Source organism: Variovorax guangxiensis, from assembly GCF_003952165.1.
Lineage (GTDB): Bacteria > Pseudomonadota > Gammaproteobacteria > Burkholderiales > Burkholderiaceae_C > Variovorax > Variovorax guangxiensis.
Map to the genome: position 1 here is coordinate 329,547 of NZ_RXFT01000007.1, position 18,211 is coordinate 347,757.

At 68.6% G+C, this 18,211-nt stretch carries 18 protein-coding genes; 8 read left to right on the top strand and 10 right to left on the bottom strand.

Going from position 1 to position 18,211, the window contains the following annotated elements; genetic code table 11:
- Positions 1–3: 3 nt before the first annotated feature.
- Positions 4–1,197: a DNA polymerase IV gene (gene dinB, locus EJP67_RS18825; protein WP_221297428.1), complete on the bottom strand. Its 1,194-nt coding sequence runs from the start codon at positions 1,195–1,197 to the stop codon at positions 4–6.
- Positions 1,198–1,398: 201 nt separating this feature from the next.
- On the opposite strand from dinB, the gene EJP67_RS18830 reads away from it, so the two are divergent.
- Positions 1,399–1,980: a putative glycolipid-binding domain-containing protein gene (locus EJP67_RS18830; RefSeq protein ID WP_126023225.1), complete on the top strand. Its 582-nt coding sequence runs from the start codon at positions 1,399–1,401 to the stop codon at positions 1,978–1,980.
- Here the strand turns inward: EJP67_RS18830 and EJP67_RS18835 are convergent.
- The 3 genes from EJP67_RS18835 to EJP67_RS18845 are packed head-to-tail and all read right to left on the bottom strand — an operon-like array spanning position 1,970 to position 5,178.
- Entirely contained in the window at positions 1,970–3,208 is a 1,239-nt protein-coding gene (locus EJP67_RS18835; protein WP_165909650.1) for an OmpA family protein, read from the bottom strand. The genes EJP67_RS18830 and EJP67_RS18835 overlap by 11 nt on opposite strands.
- Positions 3,209–3,265: 57 nt before the next feature.
- On the bottom strand, positions 3,266–4,261 hold the full coding sequence (locus EJP67_RS18840) for a Bug family tripartite tricarboxylate transporter substrate binding protein (protein WP_126023227.1): 996 nt from the start codon (positions 4,259–4,261) through the stop codon (positions 3,266–3,268).
- A complete protein-coding gene (locus EJP67_RS18845) occupies positions 4,258–5,178 on the bottom strand; it encodes a LysR substrate-binding domain-containing protein (RefSeq protein ID WP_126023228.1) in 921 nt (306 codons plus the stop codon). The genes EJP67_RS18840 and EJP67_RS18845 overlap by 4 nt, the downstream gene beginning before the upstream one ends.
- A 121-nt stretch (positions 5,179–5,299) precedes the next feature.
- On the opposite strand from EJP67_RS18845, the gene EJP67_RS18850 reads away from it, so the two are divergent.
- Genes EJP67_RS18850 through EJP67_RS18860 form a run of 3 tightly spaced genes read left to right on the top strand, consistent with a single transcriptional unit; the run spans position 5,300 to position 10,412 of the window.
- A complete protein-coding gene (locus EJP67_RS18850; protein ID WP_126023229.1) occupies positions 5,300–8,035 on the top strand; it encodes a tannase/feruloyl esterase family alpha/beta hydrolase in 2,736 nt (911 codons plus the stop codon).
- The gene (locus EJP67_RS18855) at positions 8,032–9,399 is read left to right on the top strand and encodes an alpha/beta hydrolase (RefSeq protein WP_126023230.1); all 1,368 of its coding nucleotides are present in this window, start codon (positions 8,032–8,034) and stop codon (positions 9,397–9,399) included. Before EJP67_RS18850 ends, EJP67_RS18855 begins: the two co-directional genes overlap by 4 nt.
- A 35-nt stretch (positions 9,400–9,434) precedes the next feature.
- Positions 9,435–10,412: a tripartite tricarboxylate transporter substrate-binding protein gene (locus tag EJP67_RS18860; protein WP_126023231.1), complete on the top strand. Its 978-nt coding sequence runs from the start codon at positions 9,435–9,437 to the stop codon at positions 10,410–10,412.
- 10 nt (positions 10,413–10,422) lie between these two features.
- Here EJP67_RS18860 and EJP67_RS18865 read toward each other — a convergent pair whose 3' ends face one another.
- From EJP67_RS18865 to EJP67_RS18875, 3 genes are read right to left on the bottom strand one after another with little or no spacing between them, the layout of a single operon-like run.
- On the bottom strand, positions 10,423–10,845 hold the full coding sequence (locus tag EJP67_RS18865) for a hypothetical protein (protein WP_126023232.1): 423 nt from the start codon (positions 10,843–10,845) through the stop codon (positions 10,423–10,425).
- A 54-nt stretch (positions 10,846–10,899) separates the two neighbouring features.
- The gene (locus EJP67_RS18870) at positions 10,900–11,436 is read right to left on the bottom strand and encodes a GrpB family protein (RefSeq protein ID WP_126023233.1); all 537 of its coding nucleotides are present in this window, start codon (positions 11,434–11,436) and stop codon (positions 10,900–10,902) included.
- Between the two features lie 19 nt (positions 11,437–11,455).
- Entirely contained in the window at positions 11,456–12,409 is a 954-nt protein-coding gene (locus tag EJP67_RS18875; RefSeq protein ID WP_126023234.1) for a GlxA family transcriptional regulator, read from the bottom strand.
- Between the two features lie 108 nt (positions 12,410–12,517).
- On the opposite strand from EJP67_RS18875, the gene EJP67_RS18880 reads away from it, so the two are divergent.
- Positions 12,518–13,531, top strand: a complete 1,014-nt coding sequence (locus EJP67_RS18880) for an SLAC1 anion channel family protein (protein WP_126023235.1) — start codon at positions 12,518–12,520, stop codon at positions 13,529–13,531.
- Between the two features lie 9 nt (positions 13,532–13,540).
- Here the strand turns inward: EJP67_RS18880 and EJP67_RS18885 are convergent, their stop codons facing one another.
- Positions 13,541–14,029 carry a DUF2938 domain-containing protein gene (locus EJP67_RS18885; protein WP_126023236.1) on the bottom strand — a complete coding sequence of 163 codons (489 nt, stop codon included), beginning with the start codon at positions 14,027–14,029 and terminating at the stop codon, positions 13,541–13,543.
- The gene (locus EJP67_RS18890; protein WP_240650700.1) at positions 14,022–14,885 is read right to left on the bottom strand and encodes a class I SAM-dependent methyltransferase; all 864 of its coding nucleotides are present in this window, start codon (positions 14,883–14,885) and stop codon (positions 14,022–14,024) included. Before EJP67_RS18890 ends, EJP67_RS18885 begins: the two co-directional genes overlap by 8 nt.
- Positions 14,886–14,972: 87 nt before the next feature.
- On the opposite strand from EJP67_RS18890, the gene EJP67_RS18895 reads away from it, so the two are divergent.
- Complete coding sequence (locus EJP67_RS18895; RefSeq protein ID WP_126023237.1) at positions 14,973–15,410, top strand: helix-turn-helix domain-containing protein; 438 nt, start codon at positions 14,973–14,975, stop codon at positions 15,408–15,410.
- Here EJP67_RS18895 and EJP67_RS18900 read toward each other — a convergent pair whose 3' ends face one another.
- Positions 15,411–16,226, bottom strand: coding sequence for an IclR family transcriptional regulator (locus EJP67_RS18900; RefSeq protein WP_240650701.1), 816 nt, complete (start codon positions 16,224–16,226; stop codon positions 15,411–15,413).
- A 161-nt stretch (positions 16,227–16,387) separates the two neighbouring features.
- Between EJP67_RS18900 and EJP67_RS18905 the strand changes: the two genes are divergently transcribed.
- Together EJP67_RS18905 and EJP67_RS18910 are read left to right on the top strand one after the other, a co-directional pair.
- Entirely contained in the window at positions 16,388–17,275 is an 888-nt protein-coding gene (locus tag EJP67_RS18905) for an amidohydrolase family protein (protein WP_126023238.1), read from the top strand.
- Positions 17,272–18,211, top strand: a 940-nt coding sequence (locus EJP67_RS18910) for a sugar ABC transporter ATP-binding protein (RefSeq protein WP_133373062.1), incomplete at its 3' end; no start/stop codon positions are given. The genes EJP67_RS18905 and EJP67_RS18910, both read left to right, overlap by 4 nt.

The following is an 18,211-nucleotide window of genomic DNA, read 5'->3' on the forward strand; positions in this document are numbered from 1 at the left end:
TACTCAGAAGAGCGAAGCGGTGGTCGCCACCGGTTCGGCCGCCGCGCGGTGTGCGCCGGAGCCGGCGGGGGCCAGCGCCTCGGGGCTGCCGGCCTTGGCCAGCGCGCCCACGCGCACGCCCAGCAGCCGCAGCGGGCGCTCCAGCGGCACGCGTTTCAGGCACAGGCCGCCGGTCTGGCGGATGGTCTTCGCGTCGTCGGTGAAGCGGTCGATGGTCTGGTCGCGCGTGGCGATCCTGAAATCGTCGTAGCGCAGCTTGATGCCGATGGTCTTGCCCACGTAGCCCTTGCGCTGCAGGTCGGCGGCGAGCTGCTCGCACAGTTGCGTGAAGATCGCGCCCAGCTCGGCGCGGTCGCGCACCGCGTGCAGGTCGCGGTCGAAGGTGGTCTCGCGGCTCATCGACACGGGCTCGCTCTCGGTCACCACAGGGCGGCTGTCGCGACCCCATGACACCTCGTGCATCCACGCGCCGGTGGCCTTGCCGAAGTTGGCGACGAGCCAGTCGCGGTCGCGCGCCGCGAGCTGGCCCACCGTCTCGATGCCGAAGCGCTTGAGCTTCTCGTCGGCCTTGGGGCCGATGCCGTTCACCTTGCGGCAGGGCAGAGGCCAGATGAGCTTTTCCAGGTCGTCCTCGTAGACGACAGAGATGCCGTTGGGCTTGTTGAACTCGCTCGCCATCTTGGCGATGAGCTTGTTGGGCGCCACGCCGATGGAGCATGTGAGCCCGGTGGCGTCGAAGATGGCCTTCTGCAGCAGCCGCGCCAGCGAGCGCCCGCCCTCGCGCTGGCCGCCGGGCACGTCGGTGAAGTCGATGTAGACCTCGTCCACGCCCCGGTCTTCCATGAGCGGCGCGACCTCCAGGATGATCTTCTTGAAGGTGCGCGAATAGCGCCGGTATTCGTCGAAGTCCACCGGCAGGATGATCGCCTGCGGGCACAGCTTGGCCGCCTTCATGAGCCCCATCGCCGAGCCCACGCCGAACTGCCGCGCCGGGTAGGTGGCGGTGGTGATCACGCCGCGGCCGGTGTAGTCCTTCAGCAGCGGAAAAGCTTCCACCGGAATGTCGGCCAGGGTGCCGCCCTCGGGCAGGTTGCGGATGGCCTCGTCCACGCGCCTGCGCCCGCCGCCGATCACCACTGCCTTCCCCTTGAGCTGCGGATAGCGCAGCAGCTCGACCGACGCGTAGAAGGCGTCCATGTCGAGGTGCGCGATGCGGCGGATCTTCGGTGCCGATGGGGTCTGGGAGCTCACGGAAACAATTGTCTCGCGGCTGGGCGCTGCTTGCGCGTGCGGGGCGATTCGCCGACGCGCACGCCCAGCAGCGTGCCAGGCCGACTTTTTTCGGGGCGGCGGGTCATTGCTTGCGCGCCGCCGCATGCCGGTGCCATCATGCGCGCCATGCAAACGGTCGCTTCCATCCTCTGGCGCAGGCTCGACGTACCGGGTCACGATGCCTGCCGCCTCGAACGCAATGCCTCGGCCTGGCAACTCGACGGTGCGGCGGTGTTCCGCCTGGAAGACGGCCGCATCGGCCAGCTGCACTACCGCGTGCGCTGCGATCTGCTGTGGCACACCCAGTGGGGCACGGTGCGCGGATGGCTGGGCGACTCGGCGGTCGACCTCTCCATCGCCCGCGACCCGCGCGGCCACTGGAAGCTCAACGACGAGGCCGTGCCCGACCTGTCGCACTGCATCGACCTCGACCTGGGTTTCACGCCCGCCACCAACCTGCTGCAGCTGCGCCGCCTGGGCCTTGCGAAGGGCGAGGGCGCGGATGCGCCTGCCGCATGGCTCGATATCGATGGCGGTGGCGGGCTCAGTGAGCTGATGCAGCGCTATGAGCGGCGCAGCGAGACTGAATATGCGTACGAGGCGAAGCGCTTCGATTACGCGGCAGTGCTGAAAGTGACGCCGGACGGTTTTGCGTTCGACTACCCGGGCCTTTGGATGGCCGATGACTCGAAGCAGACTAAGGCTTGACCGGCGCCGGTATTGAGCCCCGATAGTCCTGGATCGAGGGGTTCGCTCCAGCGGCGGTCAGTGTGGCCCATGCCTGTCTCAATTGGTCGGCTTGAGGGCGTCCCGTCATTGGCCCATAGTTCGCGCTTGCCAATCCATGCAGCGGGGTTCGGCCGCTGGCATCCTGAGCGTTGGGGTCGGCGCCTGCAGCTACCAGTACGCGGATGCCACCTGGATCGAACCTGCTGACGACTGCATGCAATGCGGTCTCCCCTTGTTCGTTGCGAGCGCTCAAGTTCACGCCATTTGATTTCAGAAATCCGAGGGCTTCCACGTCTGTGCGCCTTGCTGCGCATTCGGTCCATCGCTTCTGCTCCGCAGCGGACAAGGTGCGAAGCATTTGCGGTATTTTCATGCGCTGAAATGACAAGCGGCGTGCCGACGTGCGCCAGCTGTTGTCGCACCAAAGTTGTTCGGCAAGTTCATGGCCTCCGGGCTCGGTGACATCGAGCCGATCGATGGCGGAGGCGAAAACCGATTGCGCAAAAGGCGTTCCGAATGCTATGGCCATCAGAGCGGTCTGTGCGCTCGCTGCGGGTGGACGAAGGTTTTCGATTTCGCGCAGGAGCGAATCGTCATTTCTGAGGATGGCAACCAATCGGTATTTGTCGAGAAAGCGCAGTCGCCACGCGGGATTTGTGATGGCCGGGAAGAATTGCTCTGGTCTGCTGGTGTCCCAGGTCGCCGGCGGCTTATTGAGCTGCGGTCGCTCCTGGCCCGGCAAAAAATCCCGGTGCCACGTCCACATCGAATTGAAGCCATGCGTATACGGTGCAGCACCGTATGTTCCGACATATTCGATTTCTGCACGGGGCATCTGAGTGGCGTCTTGTGCGTAGGCAGCCTGCGTGTCGGCCTTTCCCTCTGTGTAGATTCTGTACGGCGGTATGCCCAGCTGGATCAGCGTGAACCTCGTCGAAGCGGCTCGACGTTCGCTCAGCGCCTTTGTATCTGTCTCGCCTGGAGTTGCATGTCCAACAGCGATGATCACTTCCAATTGGTGCTTGTCGATGCGGTCGGCAAAGGCACGCAGTTTTTCTTGCTGTGCGGTCGCAAGGGTATCGTCACCTTGTTCGAAGAAAACTTCGGCGGCGAACGTCGCCTTGTTGCTGTAAGCGCCTGCATCGTTGGCATGAACCAATAGGCCCGCAACGGCGAGGACGGACAGAAAGTGTTTCGCGGATTGCAAGATTCCTCCCCCGCGCGGCGTTTTTCTGGGGTTGCGATGTGCCGCGGCGCTGGGAGCTTAGTCGAACTGCGACCGATCCCCCGTCACCAGCTCCCGGTTGCGCCGCCGGTCCAGCGCGATCTCGTGCGCGAAGGCGTCGCTGCCGCCACCCGCCGGCAGGTTGTAGGCCGCTCGCAGCCGTGCGCGCACCGCGTCGCTTTCGAGTACGCGGTTGATCTCCGCATTGAGCATCTGCACCACAGCTGGTGGTGTGCGCGCGGGCGCGAAGATGCCGAAGAGCGAGTCGCGGTTGGCCTTCCCGAAACCCAGTTCCGCGAGCGTGGGCACCGTGGGCAGTGCCTCGATGCGCGCAGGCGCGCCCACGGCCAGCGCCTGGAATCGGCCACCTTCGATGTACTGCAGCTGCTGCGCGGCGACGTTGGTGGAGAGCACCTCGAACTGGCCGCTGAGCGCATCGTTGAGCTGCGGACCGCCGCCCTGGTAGGGAATGTGCGTGATGTCGGCACCGCTTTGCGCGCGCACCTGCGCCAGCACCAGGTGGCCGATGGTGGCCACGCCCGACGTCGCCCATCGCACTTCGCCCGGCTGCCTGCGCGCCTGCGCGATCAGCTCGCCGAAGCCTCGGCCGGTGAAGGCGGGCGTGCCCACCACCAGCACCGGTGTGCGCATGACGCTGGCCACGGGCACGAAGGCGCGCATCGGGTCGTAGGGAACGCGTGCGAGCAGAGGGTGCAGCGTGAGCGGGCTGATGGCCGAGAAAGCCAGCGTGCTGCCGTCGGGCGTGGAGCGGGCGAGTGCGTCCATGCCGAGGCTGCCGCCCGCGCCGGGGCGGTTCTCGATGAGCACCGGCACGCGGAGCGAACGTGCGAGCGGCTCGGCCAGCGCGCGCGCCATTCCGTCGCTCACGCCGCCGGGCGGATAGACCACGACCAGGCGCACCGGACGGTTCGGCCACTGTGCCGGCGCCGCGTGCAGCACGCGCGGCAATGCGCAGGCCGCCGCGAGCAGGGCGCTGGCGCGCTGCAGCAGGTGGCGACGGCGAAGCCGGATCATGAGCCGGGGTTCTCCTGCGCCAGCCTGCGCAGCAGCGCCGCGAAATTCAGCGCGGGCAGATTGTCTTCCTCGGCGCGCGAGACCAGCGTGAGCGGCGCGTCGAGCTGCCCGCCGTCGGCGAGGCGCGTGTAGGCGATGGCGTGCGCGTGCACGCCATGCATCGACGCCGGCACCACCGAGAGGCCGACACCCGCGGCCACGAGATTGAGGTTGGTCATCATTCGATCGACTTCGGCCACCACGCGCGGGCGCAGCCCCTTGGCGTGGCACAGCGCGAGCAGGTCGGCGTACAGGCCCGGCGCGCCCGGGCGCCGCACGAGGATGATGCCTTCCTCGCAGAGCTTCGCGAGCGGCAGCGGGCGCGAGTCCTTGTCGCGGCCGAGGGCAAGGCGATGGTCGCTGGGCATGGCCACCAGCACCGGCTCGCGCAGCAGCGTCTCGAACATCAACCCCTCGGGCCGCGCGACCGGCACGCGCAGCAGGCCGCAGTGAAGGCGGCCGGCGGCCAGCGCCTCGGTGAGCTCGGCGGCGTTGTCTTCGCGCAGCTGCAGCTCCACGTCGGGGTAGGCGCGGCGGAACTCGCGCAGCGCCCCGGGCATGAAGCGGTGCGCCGCCGCCGAGCTGGTGAAGCCCACCGCGAGCGTGCCGGCCTGGCCCTTGGCCACGCGGGTCATGCGCTGCTTCATCGATTCCATGTCCTGAAGCATGCGCAGCGCCTCGGCCTGGAACAGCCGGCCCGCGTCGGTGAGCGCCACGCCGCGCGGATGGCGCCGGAACAGCAGCACGCCCAGCTCGCGTTCGAGCGCCTTGATCTGCAGGCTCAAAGGCGGCTGCTGGATGCCCAGCTGCTCGGCCGCGCGTGTCATGTGGCCGGTCTCGGCAACGGCGGCGAAGTAGCGCAGTGCCCGTATGTCCATATGTTTTTTGTATGAAAAGTGCCTTGTTATTTTATTTGACCCTAAGTCACCCCGAATCTATCTTCCGGCCGCCCATTCAAGAACAAGCGGTCCAACGAGACCGCATGCCGGAGACAAGTCCATGCGCAAAGAGCGCCCTGCATCGAAGTTCCTCGCCGTCGCCAGCGCGATCGGCATCTCATTGGCCCTGGCCGCCTGCGGCGGCGGAGGCGGGGGAGGAGGCGGCGGCTTCGGCTTCCTGCCCCCGACCAGCACGCCGCCCGCCGGCAGCGGCGGCAATCCACCGGCAGGCGACCCACCCGACAACCCGCCGCCTCCGCCCGTGCTGCCGGTCGTCTCCTGCGCCGACCTCGCAGGCCGGAGCCTGCCTGCCCCGCTGATCAGCCTGCCCACGCAGGGCGCCACCGTCACCAGCGCCACGCCGGTCGCCGCGAGCGACGCCGGCAACACGCTGGGCGACTACTGCCGCGTGCGCGGCACCATCCAGCCTGTGGACCCCAATTCGCAGTCCATCAACTTCGCGGTCAACCTGCCCGAGAAGTGGAACCAGAAGACCATCCACTTCGGCGGCGGCGGCTTCGACGGCGTGCTCATCGACGGCACCGAGGTCATCCGCTTCGGCCCCGCCGGCAAGCCCGCGCCGCTCGCGCTGGGCTATGCCACCTACGGCGACGACTCGGGACACCAGTCGGGCAGCATCACCGACGGCAAGTTCGCGGCCAACGACGAGCAGCTCGCCAACTACGGCGGCAACTCGCTCAAGAAGACGCGCGACGTGGCGCAGGCGCTGGTGCTCGCGCGCTACGGCATGGCGCCGAAGCACGCCTACTTCCTGGGCACCTCCACCGGCGGGCGCGACGCGCTGAGCTACATCCAGCGCTGGCCGCTGGACTACGACGGCGTGATCGCCAACGAGCCCGCGCTCAACTACACCGGCACGCGCCTGTCGAACGTGGCCGTGGGCCGCGCGCTCTACAACAACGGCGGCGCCGGCTGGATGAACGTGGCGAAGACGCTGCTGGTGCAGAAGGCCGCGATGCAGGCCTGCGACAAGCTCGACGGCGCGGCCGACAGCATCGTGAGCAATGTCGAAAGCTGCCGCCTGCTGAACAGCCAGGTCCTGGCCTCGCTGCGCTGCAGCGGCGGCGCGGACACGGGCGACACCTGCCTGTCGGACGCGCAACTCGACACCGTGCGCGCCATCGAATCGCCGCTGGACTTCACGACCTACTCGCTGGCCAACGGCGTGAAGCGCGCGGGCGGCTACAACCTGCTCGAAGGCGCGCTGGTGGCCGGCCCCTTCACCACGCGCGACCTCGGCACGCGCAAGGTGCCGGCCAACCCCGCCACCTCGGCCGACGCGAACATGTACGTCACCGGCGACCAGTGGGTGAAGTTCTTCGTCACCCGCATCGCCAACTTCGACACGCTGACCTTCGACCCGCTGGACCCGGGCAGCTATGCGGCGCGCGTGACCGAAGTGTCGAATCTCACCGACGCCACCAACCCGAACCTCGCGCCCTTCTTCGCGCACGGCGGCCGGCTCATCATGCTGCACGGCCTGGCCGACGAAGTCATCAGCCCGAACTCGACCATCGACTACTACAAGCAGCTCGTCGCCACGCTGGGCCAGGCCTCGGTCGACCAGAGCGTGCGCTTCTACACCGTGCCTGGCATGGGCCACGGCACCGGCAGCTTCATTCCCAACTGGGACTCGCTCGCCGCGCTCGAAGGCTGGGTGGAGAACGGCCTCGCGCCCGCCACCGGCGTCGCGGTCGATGCGGTGGCCGGCACCTACGGCCGCACGCGTCCGCTGTGCCTGTTCCCGGCCTGGCCCAAGTACCGCGGCAGCGGCAGCCTGGACGCGGCCGTCAACTACAGCTGCGTGACCGAGGTCGGCGACCCGCTGGCCTGCCCGAACCTGCCTGCGGCCGTCACCACCTACAAGGGCGGCGACAGCTTCGGCGAGGAGCTGCGCGTGCAGATCGACCCGGCCACCATGGCCTACACCGTGACCATCGATGCCAGCCTGCAGCGCACGGTGGGCACGGTGCGCAGCGGCACGCTGGTGTCGGAGGGCAACTGCAGCTATGCCAGCGCGGAGAGCGGGGCGGTGTTCAGCTTCGGCGCGGGCGGCGTGCTCTCGGGCGGCGTGAATGCGCCCAGCGGCGGCGGCTTCGCGCCGCTGCTGGCGTTCCAGAACGCCTTCCAGAACGCGGCCACGCCGACGGTGTTCAACCCGGTGGCGAACATCTTCAACGCCGTGGGCGTGCAGCAGGGCACCGGCGGCACGGCGGCGCATGCGTCGTCGGTGCGGCTGCGCAACGCGGGCACCTTCCAGTACTGCCGCGATCCGGTCAGCGGCGCCTTCATGACCTACGACGCGAGCTGCACGCAGACCGAGAAGGGCTACATCACCTACAACGGCACGCGCGGCGCCTTCGACCTGTACACCACCTCGCCCACCGGCAGCGCCGTGACCACCGGCGGCACGCTCACTGGCTCGATGGTCATCGGCCTGGTCAACGGCGTCGCCGTGCCGGTGCACCTGGTACGCGAATCGGCGGCCAACATGGGCATGCGCGTGTACGGCCTGCAGCAGAGCCTGGTCAGCGGCACGGCGGACGGCAGCTACGCGCTGGTCAGCGTCAAGGGCGAGAACCACGATGCCACGGTGGCCGGCACCGGCCTCAACCTCGGCGGCGCGGCGGCCGCGCTGAACTACGACACTCCCGTGCTCGGCGTGGCGCAGGCCGATGCCGGCCGGCCGGGCAATTTCATCTTCAACAGCGGCGTCCTCGCATTCGTCTCCACCGACACGGCGAAGGCGGCGCTCGAATTCGGAGTACGCCATTGAACAAACGACTTTCCAGCCTCGCGGCTTCCACCGCCTTCGCGCTGCTCGGTGCGGTATCGGGTGCGCAAGCCCACGCCGCTCCTGCCGGCCCGAAAGCGGCAGCCTGCCCCTCGCCGGTGCCCGAGTCTGCGCGCTGCTACACCGGTGAGGACGGCGCGGGCTCGTTCTACTGGATCGCCATCCCGAAGGACTGGGCGAAGGACGCCGGCCGCGTGCTCGTGATGCACGCCCACGGCGGCCCCGAGACCGGACCGCCCAAGCTGGAGCGCAGCGAGGAAGACCTGAAGCGCTGGGCCGTCACCGTGAAGGCCGGCTATGCATGGGCTGCTTCCACCTACAGGCGCGGCGGCTACGGCGTGACCATGGCGGCGGAAGACACCGAGCGCCTGCGCCGGATCTTCGTGCGCCATTTCGGCCAGCCGCACCGCACGCTGCTGCACGGTCAGAGCTACGGCGCGGGCGTGGCGGCGAAGGCGGCGGAGCTCTATGCGCCGGCCGGCGGCGCCAAGTCGCCCTACGACGGCCTGCTGCTCACCAGCGGCGTTCTCGGCGGCGGCAACAGCGCCTACGACTTCCGGCTCGACCTGCGCGTGGTCTACCAGTACGTCTGCCGCAACCATCCGCGCCCCGACGAGCCGCAGTACCCGCTGTGGATGGGCCTGCCGCTCGATTCGAAGCTCACGCGCGCCGACCTCGCCGCGCGCGTGAAGGAGTGCACCGGCGTCGGCCTGCCCGCCGCGCAGCGCACGCCCGAGCAGGCGGCGCGGCTGAAGACCATTCTTTCGGTCGTGAAGATCCAGGAGCGCTCGCTGCTGGGCCACCTGAGCTGGGCGACGTGGCTCTTCCAGGACCTGGTGCAGAAGCGCCTGGAAGGCCGCAACCCCTTCGGCAACGTCGGCGTGGTCTACAGCGGCTCGGCCGACGACGCGGCGGTCAATGCCGGCGTGCTGCGCTATGCGGCCGATCCGCAGGCCAAGGGCGCGCTGGCGGCCGACAGCCAGCCCACCGGCCGCACCGCGCTGCCCACCATGGGCCTGCATGCCATCGACGATCCCACGGCTTTCGTCGAACTCGAAAATTCCTACCGCCGCATCCGCGACGCGGCCGGTACCGGCGACCTGCTGGTGCAGAGTTTCAGCAGCGAGCGCGAGCACAGCTACCTGAGCGACTCGGAGTACCCCGCGCTCTTCGCCGCGCTGCTCGACTGGATCGACAAGGGCGAGAAGCCCACGCCCGAGGGCCTCGCCCAACGCTGCAAGACGCTGATGCCGCGCTACGACACCGACGGCAGGAACGGCTGCCACATCCAGCCCGCATGGCAGCCGCCCGCGCTGGAGAGCCGCGTGCCGCCGCGCGCGCCCTGAATTCTTTTTTTTCAATCCAACCTCACGGAGACTCCATGAAGAAACTGTTCGCCCTCGCGGCGATCGCCGCTGCCGCCGTCGCTGCCCATGCGCAGGATTTCCCGGGCGGCAAGCCCGTCACCATCGTCGTGCCCTTCGCGGCCGGCGGCCCGACCGACCGCGTCGCGCGCGACCTCGCCGAGGCGCTGCGCAAGCCGCTGGGCGGCAGCACCGTCATCATCGACAACGTGCCCGGCGCGGGCAGCTCCATCGGCGCGGCCAAGGTGGCGCGCGCCACGCCCGACGGCTACACGCTGCTGCTCAACCACATCGCGATGGCCACCGTGCCCAGCCTGGTGCGCAACGTGCCGTTCAAGGTCGAGACCGACTTCGAGTACCTGGGCATCGTCAACGACGTGCCGATGACGCTCATCTCCAAACCCAGCATTCCGGCCGCCAACTACAAGGAGCTGAGCGGCTGGATCGCTGCCAACAAAGGCAAGATCAACCTGGGCAACGCGGGCGTGGGCTCGGCCTCGCACCTGTGCGGGCTGCTCTTCCAGAGCGCCACCAAAACCGAGATGACGCCCGTGCCCTACAAGGGCACCGCGCCCGCCATCACCGACCTGATCGGCGGCCAGATCGACCTGCTGTGCGACCAGACCACCAACACCACGCCGCACATCCAGGGCGGCAAGGTGAAGGCCTTCGCCGTCACCACGTCGAAGCGGCTCGCGCTGCCGCTGTTGAAGGACCTGCCCACGCTCGACGAGGCCGGCCTGAAGAACTTCCAGGTCACGATCTGGCACGGCCTGTACGCGCCCAAGGGCACGCCCGCGCCGGTGCTGAAGAAGCTCAACGACGCACTCAAGGTTGCGCTGAAAGATCCGGACTTCATCCACCGCGAGGAACAGCTCGGCGCCGTGGTGGCCACCGACGGCCGTGTCGAGCCGGCGGGCCACAAGAAGTTCGTGATCGACGAGATCGCGAAATGGACGCCCGTGATCAAGGCGGCGGGCGTCTACGCCGACTGAGAGCCGCAAGCTACCGCCCCACGGCGATCAGCGTCCAGACGATCGCCACCAGCTGGGCGATGTTGATCAGGATCGCGACCACGTGGGTTCTGCGGAACCCCGGGATCGCGTCCATGTAGTTCGACTGGATCTGCGTGCCCAGCGCATCCATCTTCGGAATCACTTTCTTGCGCAGCACGACGGCGATCGCGGCCAGCGCCGCGGCGCCGGCCGCGATGCCCAGCCGACCCGCGGAGGCAAAGCTCACCGCCGTCGCGCTCGCCGTGATGAAGGCGGCGACGTAGTAGATGTTGAAGAAGCCGCGCACGAAGCGCGCGTCCAGCGGCGTGTCGTGCTTGAGCACCAGCAGCGGGATGGAGCCCATGATGAAGTAGGCCGTCGTGACGAGCAGCGCCACCGTGAAGAACAGGGCGGCGAACATGGCAGCGGACATCTGGACTCACCTCCGTGCACAGGCCTCTTCGGGCCTCCTGCGGCGCTGGAACGGCTACTCCCTGGGAATCTGGGCCTCGATTTCCTTGATTACAGCCTCTTTCTCGCGGTTGTATATCTGGGGATCGGCCGGATCGACCGCGTGGGCGCGGTCCTTGGCCTGCTCGTATTTCAGGCGCAGGTCGGGGCGGCGTTCGAGGATGCCGATGAAGGCCAGCGAATCCCTGTGGACCGGATCGCCGCGGTGGCAGACGTGAATGTTGATATTGAAGCGCCGCCCTGCGTGCAGCACCGAGCCGCAGACATACGGCTTCTCGTCGCGGTCGACCCAGACCGGGCGGCGGTGGAAGCCGATGCCTTCGAACTGCGCCTGCTCCTCGCGCAGGTTCTCGCGGGTGGTGATGGCGGCCGTGTCGATCATGGGCTTGCCGCGCAGGCCGACGATGGCCGTGCTGCCGATGTGCACCAGCTCCACGCCGGGCAGCCGTGCCTGCACGTACTCGCGCGCGGCGGCGAAGACTTCGGCGTACGCCGGGTCGTAGGCGACGATGTTGCGCTGGTCCAGTCCCTCGTCGAATGGCTCGATCTTCATGGGTCGCTCCGGTGTGTCGTCAGCTGGCGAAGCGCCTGCGGTACTCCACGAGGCTCACGCCCAGGCGGCGGCCGAATGCGCGCCTGAAACCGTCCACGTTCGCATAGCCCACCGCGTCGGCAAGCCGCTTGGCCGGCAGGTCGGATTCCTCTGCCAGGCGGCGGGCGGCGTCGATCCGCGCGTTTTCGACGAACTCGGCCGGCGTGGTGCCGGTCTCGCTGCGGAAGATGCGCGCGAAGTTGCGCTCGCTCATGCCGGCGCGCTGGGCGAGGGCGGGCACGGAGAGGTCGTCCTTGAGGTTCGCGAGCACGTGGTCCTGCACCTCGCGCATGCTGGAGCGCTCGGAGGTCTGGGCCGCCAGGTGGGCGCTGAACTGGCTCTGGCCGCCGGGGCGCTTGAGGAACATCACCAGCTGCCGCGCCACGCTCAGCGCGAGGTCGCGGCCGTGGTCTTCCTCCACCATGGCCAGCGCGAGGTCCATGCCGGCCGTGACGCCGGCGGAGGTGAAGAGCTGGCCGTCGCGCACGTAGATGGCGTCCGACTCGACGCTGGCGAGCGGGTAGTCGGAGGCGAGCTGGCCCGCGAGCTTCCAGTGCGTGGCCACGCGCTTGCCGTCGAGCAGCCCGCTGGCGGCCAGCACGAAGGCGCCGCTGCACACAGAGCCGTAGCGCCGCACGGTGCGCGCCTGGCGCCTGAGCCACTCTTGCAGCTGCGTGTCGGCCGCCATGTCTTCCACGCGGGGGCTGCCGGCGACCAGCAGGGTGTCGATGGCGCCGCGATGCGTGGCCACCGTGGAATCGACGCCCAGCCGCAGCCCGCCGCTGCTCTTGAGCATGCTTTCGCCGCTGGAGATCACCTGGACGCGATAGGCGCGCGGGTCGCCCAGCTGCTGCGATGCCTCGGCGAAGACGTCGGCGGGGCCGGCCACGTCGAGCAGCTGGAAACGGGGAAAGGCGAGGATGGCGACACGCATGGCAGACAAGGTCCGGGGATTGGCTGAAAACGCCGTGAGTTGGCGGAAATGGCTCCGGTAGTCTGGCGGAAAATACACACTAATGCAAATCCAGCCAAGGACGACAACATGCAAAACCAGGCTCTGAACCCTTCCTCCCCGGTGATTTCATCGGTCGCCGCGGTTGCGCCGCGCGCGCAAGCCTCCGTGCGCAACCTCCCGGTCAACCTCTTCGCCTCCGTGATGGGCTTTTCCGGGCTGGCCCTCGCATGGCGGCTCGCGCATGAGAGCCTGGGCGCGCCGGCCATCATCGGCGAAGCCATCGGGGCCTTCGCGCTGGGCGTGTTCGTGCTGATCGCGGCGGGCTACCTGACGAAGCTGGTGAGGCATCCGCAGGCGGTGCACGCGGAGTTCCATCATCCGGTGGCGGGCAACTTCTTCGGCACCATTGCGATCTCCATCCTGCTGCTGTCGGCCGTCATCGCGCCGTACAGCGCACCCCTCGCTCACCTCGCGTGGACGATCGGGCTGCTGGCGACCTTCTCGCTGAGCTTCGCCGGCCTGTCGCGGCTGCTGAAGGGGCAGGTGGATGCCTCGCTCGCGGTGCCGGCGTGGATCATCCCCGGCGTGGCCACGCTCGATATTCCCGTGACCGGCGCGCACATGCCGATGGCCTGGGCGGCCGAGGCCAACCTGGCTGCCAGCGCCATCGGCGTGGTGCTGGCCCTCGTGCTCTTCACCATGATCATCGGCCGGCTGGTGCATCGCGATCCGCTCGCTCCCGCCATGGAGCCATCGCTGATGATCCTGGTGGCGCCTTTCGCCGTGGGCTTTCTCGCCTACACCAACATCGTCGGCGAGATCGACCGCTTCGCCTCGCTGCTCTTCTACTTCGGCCTTTTCATGTTCGCCGTGGTCGCGCCGAAGGTGTTCCGCCGTGGCGCCAGCTTCGCGCCGGGCTGGTGGGCGATCGGCTTCCCGATGGCTGCGCTGGCCAACGCCGCGCTGAAGTACGCGGAGTCGCATCCGAGCGAGCCGCTCTGGGCGATCGCCATCGTGCTGCTGGCCGCGCTGAACGTGGCACTGGCGGTGCTCACGGTGAAGACGGTGCGGATCGCGCTCAACGGGAAGCTCTTCGCCTGAGCTTTTCGCTCAGGCCAGGGCCCGGCCAGTCATGTAGAGCCCGAGCCCGAAGACCGCGTGCGTGACGAGGCTGTGCAGCCGCGCGATGGCCGGGCGCGGTGTGCGGCTGGCGGCGATGCCGGCGCCCATGGCCGGCTGCATCACCAGCAAGGGCGCGGCCACGCTGCCGATGCCGACGAGCATTGCGGGGCCGGGCGTGGGAGCAAGCAGCCAGCCCCGGCCCCAGACGGCGAGCAGTACCGCGGCGAATGCGATGCCGATCGTGTAGTGCGCGACCCAGCCCAGCAGGCGTTCTCCATGTACGGGCGGCGTGGCCGCGATGGGCGTGTGGAAGAAGCGGCCGCGCGGCAGCCAGGCCAGCCAACGACCGACCAGCGCGTAGTCGAGCGACGGAACGCCCAGCAGGTGCTTGCGGGCAATGGCCCAGAGGTCCATGAGCGCGGTGGCGCCGGTGCCGATCAACACCGCGCCGGCAAGCAGCTTCGTCGTGTCAGGCATCGGCACGCCCCTTGACCAGCCAGCAGGCGGCGGTCAGCCGGACCTCGTCGCCATGCACATAGGGCTCGAAGGCGGCGCGCACCGTGTCGATGACCCGGGCGCGCGTTTTCTCATCCGCCTGCAGCAGCGCAATGCCGACCGGACCGAGGCGGCTCAGATAGCCGATCAGATCCCTCTCGGGCATCGTGCAGTGCAGGTCGACGGGCCGGATGTCGATGCCGTGCCAGCCGCTTTCCTCGAGGACGGCCTGCACCCGCTCGCGGTCCGCGAAGGCGAACTGGCCCGGTGCGCCCGGAACCCGGGGCGGCAGGTTCGGCAGCAGCGGCGCGGCTGCGCGCTCGGCGGTCGTCATGAACGGGTTCTCGGCCGCGCTTCGCCATGCGATGAAGCTCAGCCCGGCGCCGTCCTTCGCGGCGTGCCGCAGGTTGGCGAAGGCGCGCACGGGGTCGTCGAAGAACATCACCCCAAGGCGCGAGACGATGCTGTCGAAGCCCGCGGGCTCGAATGCGTGGGTCTGCGCGTTCGCGCAGACGAAGCGCGCGGGGATTCCTTCGCGCCCGGCACGGACGCGGGCGGCGGCGATCATCGGCTGCGAGATGTCGATGCCGGTGCATTCCGCGCCGCCGCCCACCGCTCGCGCGATGGCCAGCGTGGTGCCGCCGGTGCCGCAGCCGACGTCGAGCACGCGGCTCCCGGGGGCGGCGCAGGCCGTCTCGACGAGCAGTTTCTCCAGCGGGCCGAAAAGCTGGTCCAGCGTTTGCTGCGCATCGACCCAGGCGTGGCCTGCCGGGCCGTTCCAGAGCCGGGCCTGTGCGTCGCCGGCCGCTTGCGTGGCGGGGTGCATGGTTTTCTCCATGATCGTTTCCTCTTGCTTGCCTTCACGAGGCGGAAGCCGCACTATGCAAATTCAAGCCGGCTTGAAGTCAAGAGGAGGAGGAAGCACATGGATATCGCCGAAGTGGCCAAACGCTCCGGCCTGCCCGCGTCCACGCTGCGCTACTACGACGAGAAGGGGCTGATCGCCTCCACCGGCCGGCAGGGCCTGCGGCGCACATTCGATGAAGGCGTGCTGGAGCGGCTGGCGCTGATCGCGCTGGGCAGCGCCGCCGGTTTCTCGCTCGACGAGATCGCGCGCATGTTCGGCCCCAATGGCCAGCCGCGCATCGACCGGCTGATGCTCAATGCCAAGGCGGACGAGCTCGACCGCACGATCCGCAACTTGAGCGCGATGCGCGACGGCCTGCGCCATGCGGCCGTCTGCCGCGCACCCAGCCACATGGAGTGCCCGACCTTCCGGCGCATTCTTGGCGCCGCGGCGTCGGGGGCGATCGGCGGCCGCAGAGAGAAAAAGAAGAAGCAGCAGCCTCCGCCGGCAGGCTGATCAGGCGTTCGTCAGCAGCGAGAGATCGCGCGCGGCCTGCAGCATGAGTTCTCGCGCGCGGTCCAGCGACGGAATCGCGTGCCGGTCGATGCGCCGGATGTACGGCGTGGTGAGCACCGCCAGCGCATGCCCGTGCGGCCCGAGGATGGGGCAGGAGATGTCGATCACGCCGAAGTACTGCATGCTCTCGCGCTGCCGGTAACCGGTGGCGCGCACGGCCTCGAGCATGTGCTCCAGCTCGTCGGGCGGAATCTGTACCTCGCCGTCGAGCGCGACGTGCTCCGCCAGCATCTGCCGGCGCCGCTCTTCCGACTCGCAGGCCAGCAGCACCTGGCCCGAGCCGGTGTCCAGCAGGTTCACGCGCGTGCCGGGCCGCACCGTCATGCTGCTCGCCGCGGGGCTGTTGACCTGCGCCACGATCTGCACGTTGCCCCGGTCGTACACGCCCAGGTGGCAGGACTGCTCGGCCTCCTTCACGTAGCGGTCCATCACCGGCAGCGCCTGCGTCACCAGCCGGTGGTTCGGCGGATAGCGGTGCGCCAGGTCGAACATCTTCAGGCTCAGGCTGTAGCGGTCGCCCGCCAGCGAGCGCAGCACGTACTGGCGCGCCACCAGCCGTTCGAGCATGCGATAGATCTCGCTGGGGCCGCGGTCGAGCGCCTTCACGATCTCGCCGCGCGTCAGGCCTTCGGGCTGGTCGGCCAGCAGTTCGAGGATGTCCAGGCCCTTGTCGAGCGCGGGAGCGCGGTAGCGGTCCTGCTGCTCCTGCTCTTCGGCGGGCTTGCCGAGGATGTCCGGTTGAATCGATTTGTTCACCAATGAATTTCAACAGCAAGGATCGCCGTTTGCAAGTTTCGTTTTACGGGAAAGCACCCATGAAGCGCGCTTGACGCTGAAAGTTCGTATGTAAATACTATGTTCACGAATGGACTAGAGAGGCAAGGCGTTCGGCAGCCAGGTGCTGCCCGCGACCCGAAATGATCCAGCGAATCGACTCGCATCAGCACTTCTGGCGGCCCGCGCGCGGCGACTACACGTGGCTGCGCGCCGACGTGCCCGCGCTGGCGCCGCTCCTGCGCGACTTCATGCCCGAAGACCTGCAGCCGCTGCTGCATGCCCACGGCGTGAGCCGGACCGTGCTCGTGCAGGCCGCCGATTCCCACGCCGAGACCGACTTCATGCTCGATCTCGCGGGCAGCTGCGAGGAGATCGGCGGCGTGGTCGGCTGGGTCGACCTGAGCCGGCCCGACGCCGCCGCCTCGCTGGAGCGGATGGCCCGGCATCCCAAATTCAAGGGCGTGCGGCCGATGCTGCAGGATCTGCCCGACGACGACTGGATCGCGCGCCGCCCGCATCCCGATGCGGTGAACGCCATGCTGAAGCTCGGCCTGCGCTTCGACGCGCTCGTGAACCCGCGTCACCTTCCGTGGCTTTTGCAGTTCGCAAAGCGTTGGCCGCAGTTGCCGATGGTGATCGACCATGCGGCCAAGCCGCCGGTGGGCGCGCACGGCAGCGAAGAATTCGCCCGCTGGCGCGAAGACATGGCGGCCATGGCCGCGCTGCCCCAGGTCTGCTGCAAGTTCTCGGGCCTGTGGACCGAGGCGCCGCCCGCGATGCAGCGCGATGCGGATGCCTTCGCACAGGCGGTTCGCCCCGTGTGGGAGCACCTGCTCGAAGTCTTCGGCCCGGCGCGCCTGATGTGGGGCAGCGACTGGCCCGTGCTCACGCTGGCCGGCGATTACGCGGGCTGGGTCGCGGTGAGCGAAGCCTGCATCGGCGGTCTTTCTCCCAACGAGCAGGCCGAGGTGTGGCACGGCACCGCCCAGCGCTTCTACGGCCTGGCGTCGATTCAGGACCCCTCATGACGCAACCCATCGTCACCATTCGCGACCTGAGCAAGTCCTTCGCCGGCGTGCGCGCGCTCGACAGGGCGCAGTTCGAGCTGCTGCCCGGCGAGGTGCATGCGCTCATGGGCGAGAACGGGGCCGGCAAGTCCACGCTGATGAAGGTGCTCGCGGGCGTCTACCGCAAGGATTCGGGCGAGGTGCTGCTCGACGGCCGGCCCGTGGACATCGAGAGCCCGCGCGCCGCGCAGGCGCTGGGCATCGGCATCATCCATCAGGAGCTCAACCTGATGAATCACCTGAGCGCCGCGCAGAACATCTTCATCGGCCGCGAGCCGCGCGGGCGCTTCGGCCTTTTCATCGACGAGGAGGCCATGTGCGGCGAGGCGCAGCGCATCTTCGAGCGCATGAACCTCAAGCTCGACCCGCGCACGCCGGTGGGCGAACTCACGGTGGCCCGGCAGCAGATGGTGGAGATCGCCAAGGCGCTGTCGTTCGATTCGCGCGTGCTCATCATGGACGAGCCCACCGCCGCCTTGAACAACGAGGAGGTGGCAGACCTGTTCCGCATCATCGGGCGCCTGCGTTCGCGCGGCGTGGCCATCGTCTACATCTCGCACAAGATGGACGAGCTCAAGCGCATCGCCGACCGCGTGACCGTGATGCGCGATGGCCAGTACATCGCCACCGTGCCGATGGCCACGACGCCGATGGACACGCTCATCGCCATGATGGTGGGCCGCCAGCTCGCCGAAGCCGGGCACGAGATGCCCGACACCTCAGGCAACGAGGTGGTGCTGGAGGCCAGGGGCATCTGCCGGGGAACGATGGTGCGCGACGCGAGCTTCGTGCTGCGGCGCGGCGAGATCCTCGGCTTCGCGGGGCTGATGGGCGCGGGCCGCACCGAGCTGGCGCGCGCCGTGTTCGGCGCCGACCGCATCGACGCGGGCGAAGTCT

Bases quoted from the DNA above. Each gene is read 5' to 3' on its own strand.
- EJP67_RS18865 (WP_126023232.1), bottom strand. From the start codon at position 10,845: ATGTCCGCTGCCATGTTCGCCGCCCTGTTCTTCACGGTGGCGCTGCTC.
- EJP67_RS18890 (WP_240650700.1), bottom strand. From the start codon at position 14,885: ATGGAGAAAACCATGCACCCCGCCACGCAAGCGGCCGGCGACGCACAG.
- EJP67_RS18880 (WP_126023235.1), top strand. From the start codon at position 12,518: ATGCAAAACCAGGCTCTGAACCCTTCCTCCCCGGTGATTTCATCGGTC.
- EJP67_RS18885 (WP_126023236.1), bottom strand. From the start codon at position 14,029: ATGCCTGACACGACGAAGCTGCTTGCCGGCGCGGTGTTGATCGGCACC.
- EJP67_RS18830 (WP_126023225.1), top strand. From the start codon at position 1,399: ATGCAAACGGTCGCTTCCATCCTCTGGCGCAGGCTCGACGTACCGGGT.
- EJP67_RS18845 (WP_126023228.1), bottom strand. From the start codon at position 5,178: ATGGACATACGGGCACTGCGCTACTTCGCCGCCGTTGCCGAGACCGGC.
- EJP67_RS18875 (WP_126023234.1), bottom strand. From the start codon at position 12,409: ATGCGTGTCGCCATCCTCGCCTTTCCCCGTTTCCAGCTGCTCGACGTG.
- EJP67_RS18840 (WP_126023227.1), bottom strand. From the start codon at position 4,261: ATGATCCGGCTTCGCCGTCGCCACCTGCTGCAGCGCGCCAGCGCCCTG.
- EJP67_RS18860 (WP_126023231.1), top strand. From the start codon at position 9,435: ATGAAGAAACTGTTCGCCCTCGCGGCGATCGCCGCTGCCGCCGTCGCT.
- EJP67_RS18870 (WP_126023233.1), bottom strand. From the start codon at position 11,436: ATGAAGATCGAGCCATTCGACGAGGGACTGGACCAGCGCAACATCGTC.
- EJP67_RS18905 (WP_126023238.1), top strand. From the start codon at position 16,388: ATGATCCAGCGAATCGACTCGCATCAGCACTTCTGGCGGCCCGCGCGC.
- EJP67_RS18895 (WP_126023237.1), top strand. From the start codon at position 14,973: ATGGATATCGCCGAAGTGGCCAAACGCTCCGGCCTGCCCGCGTCCACG.
- dinB (WP_221297428.1), bottom strand. From the start codon at position 1,197: ATGGACGCCTTCTACGCGTCGGTCGAGCTGCTGCGCTATCCGCAGCTC.
- EJP67_RS18850 (WP_126023229.1), top strand. From the start codon at position 5,300: ATGCGCAAAGAGCGCCCTGCATCGAAGTTCCTCGCCGTCGCCAGCGCG.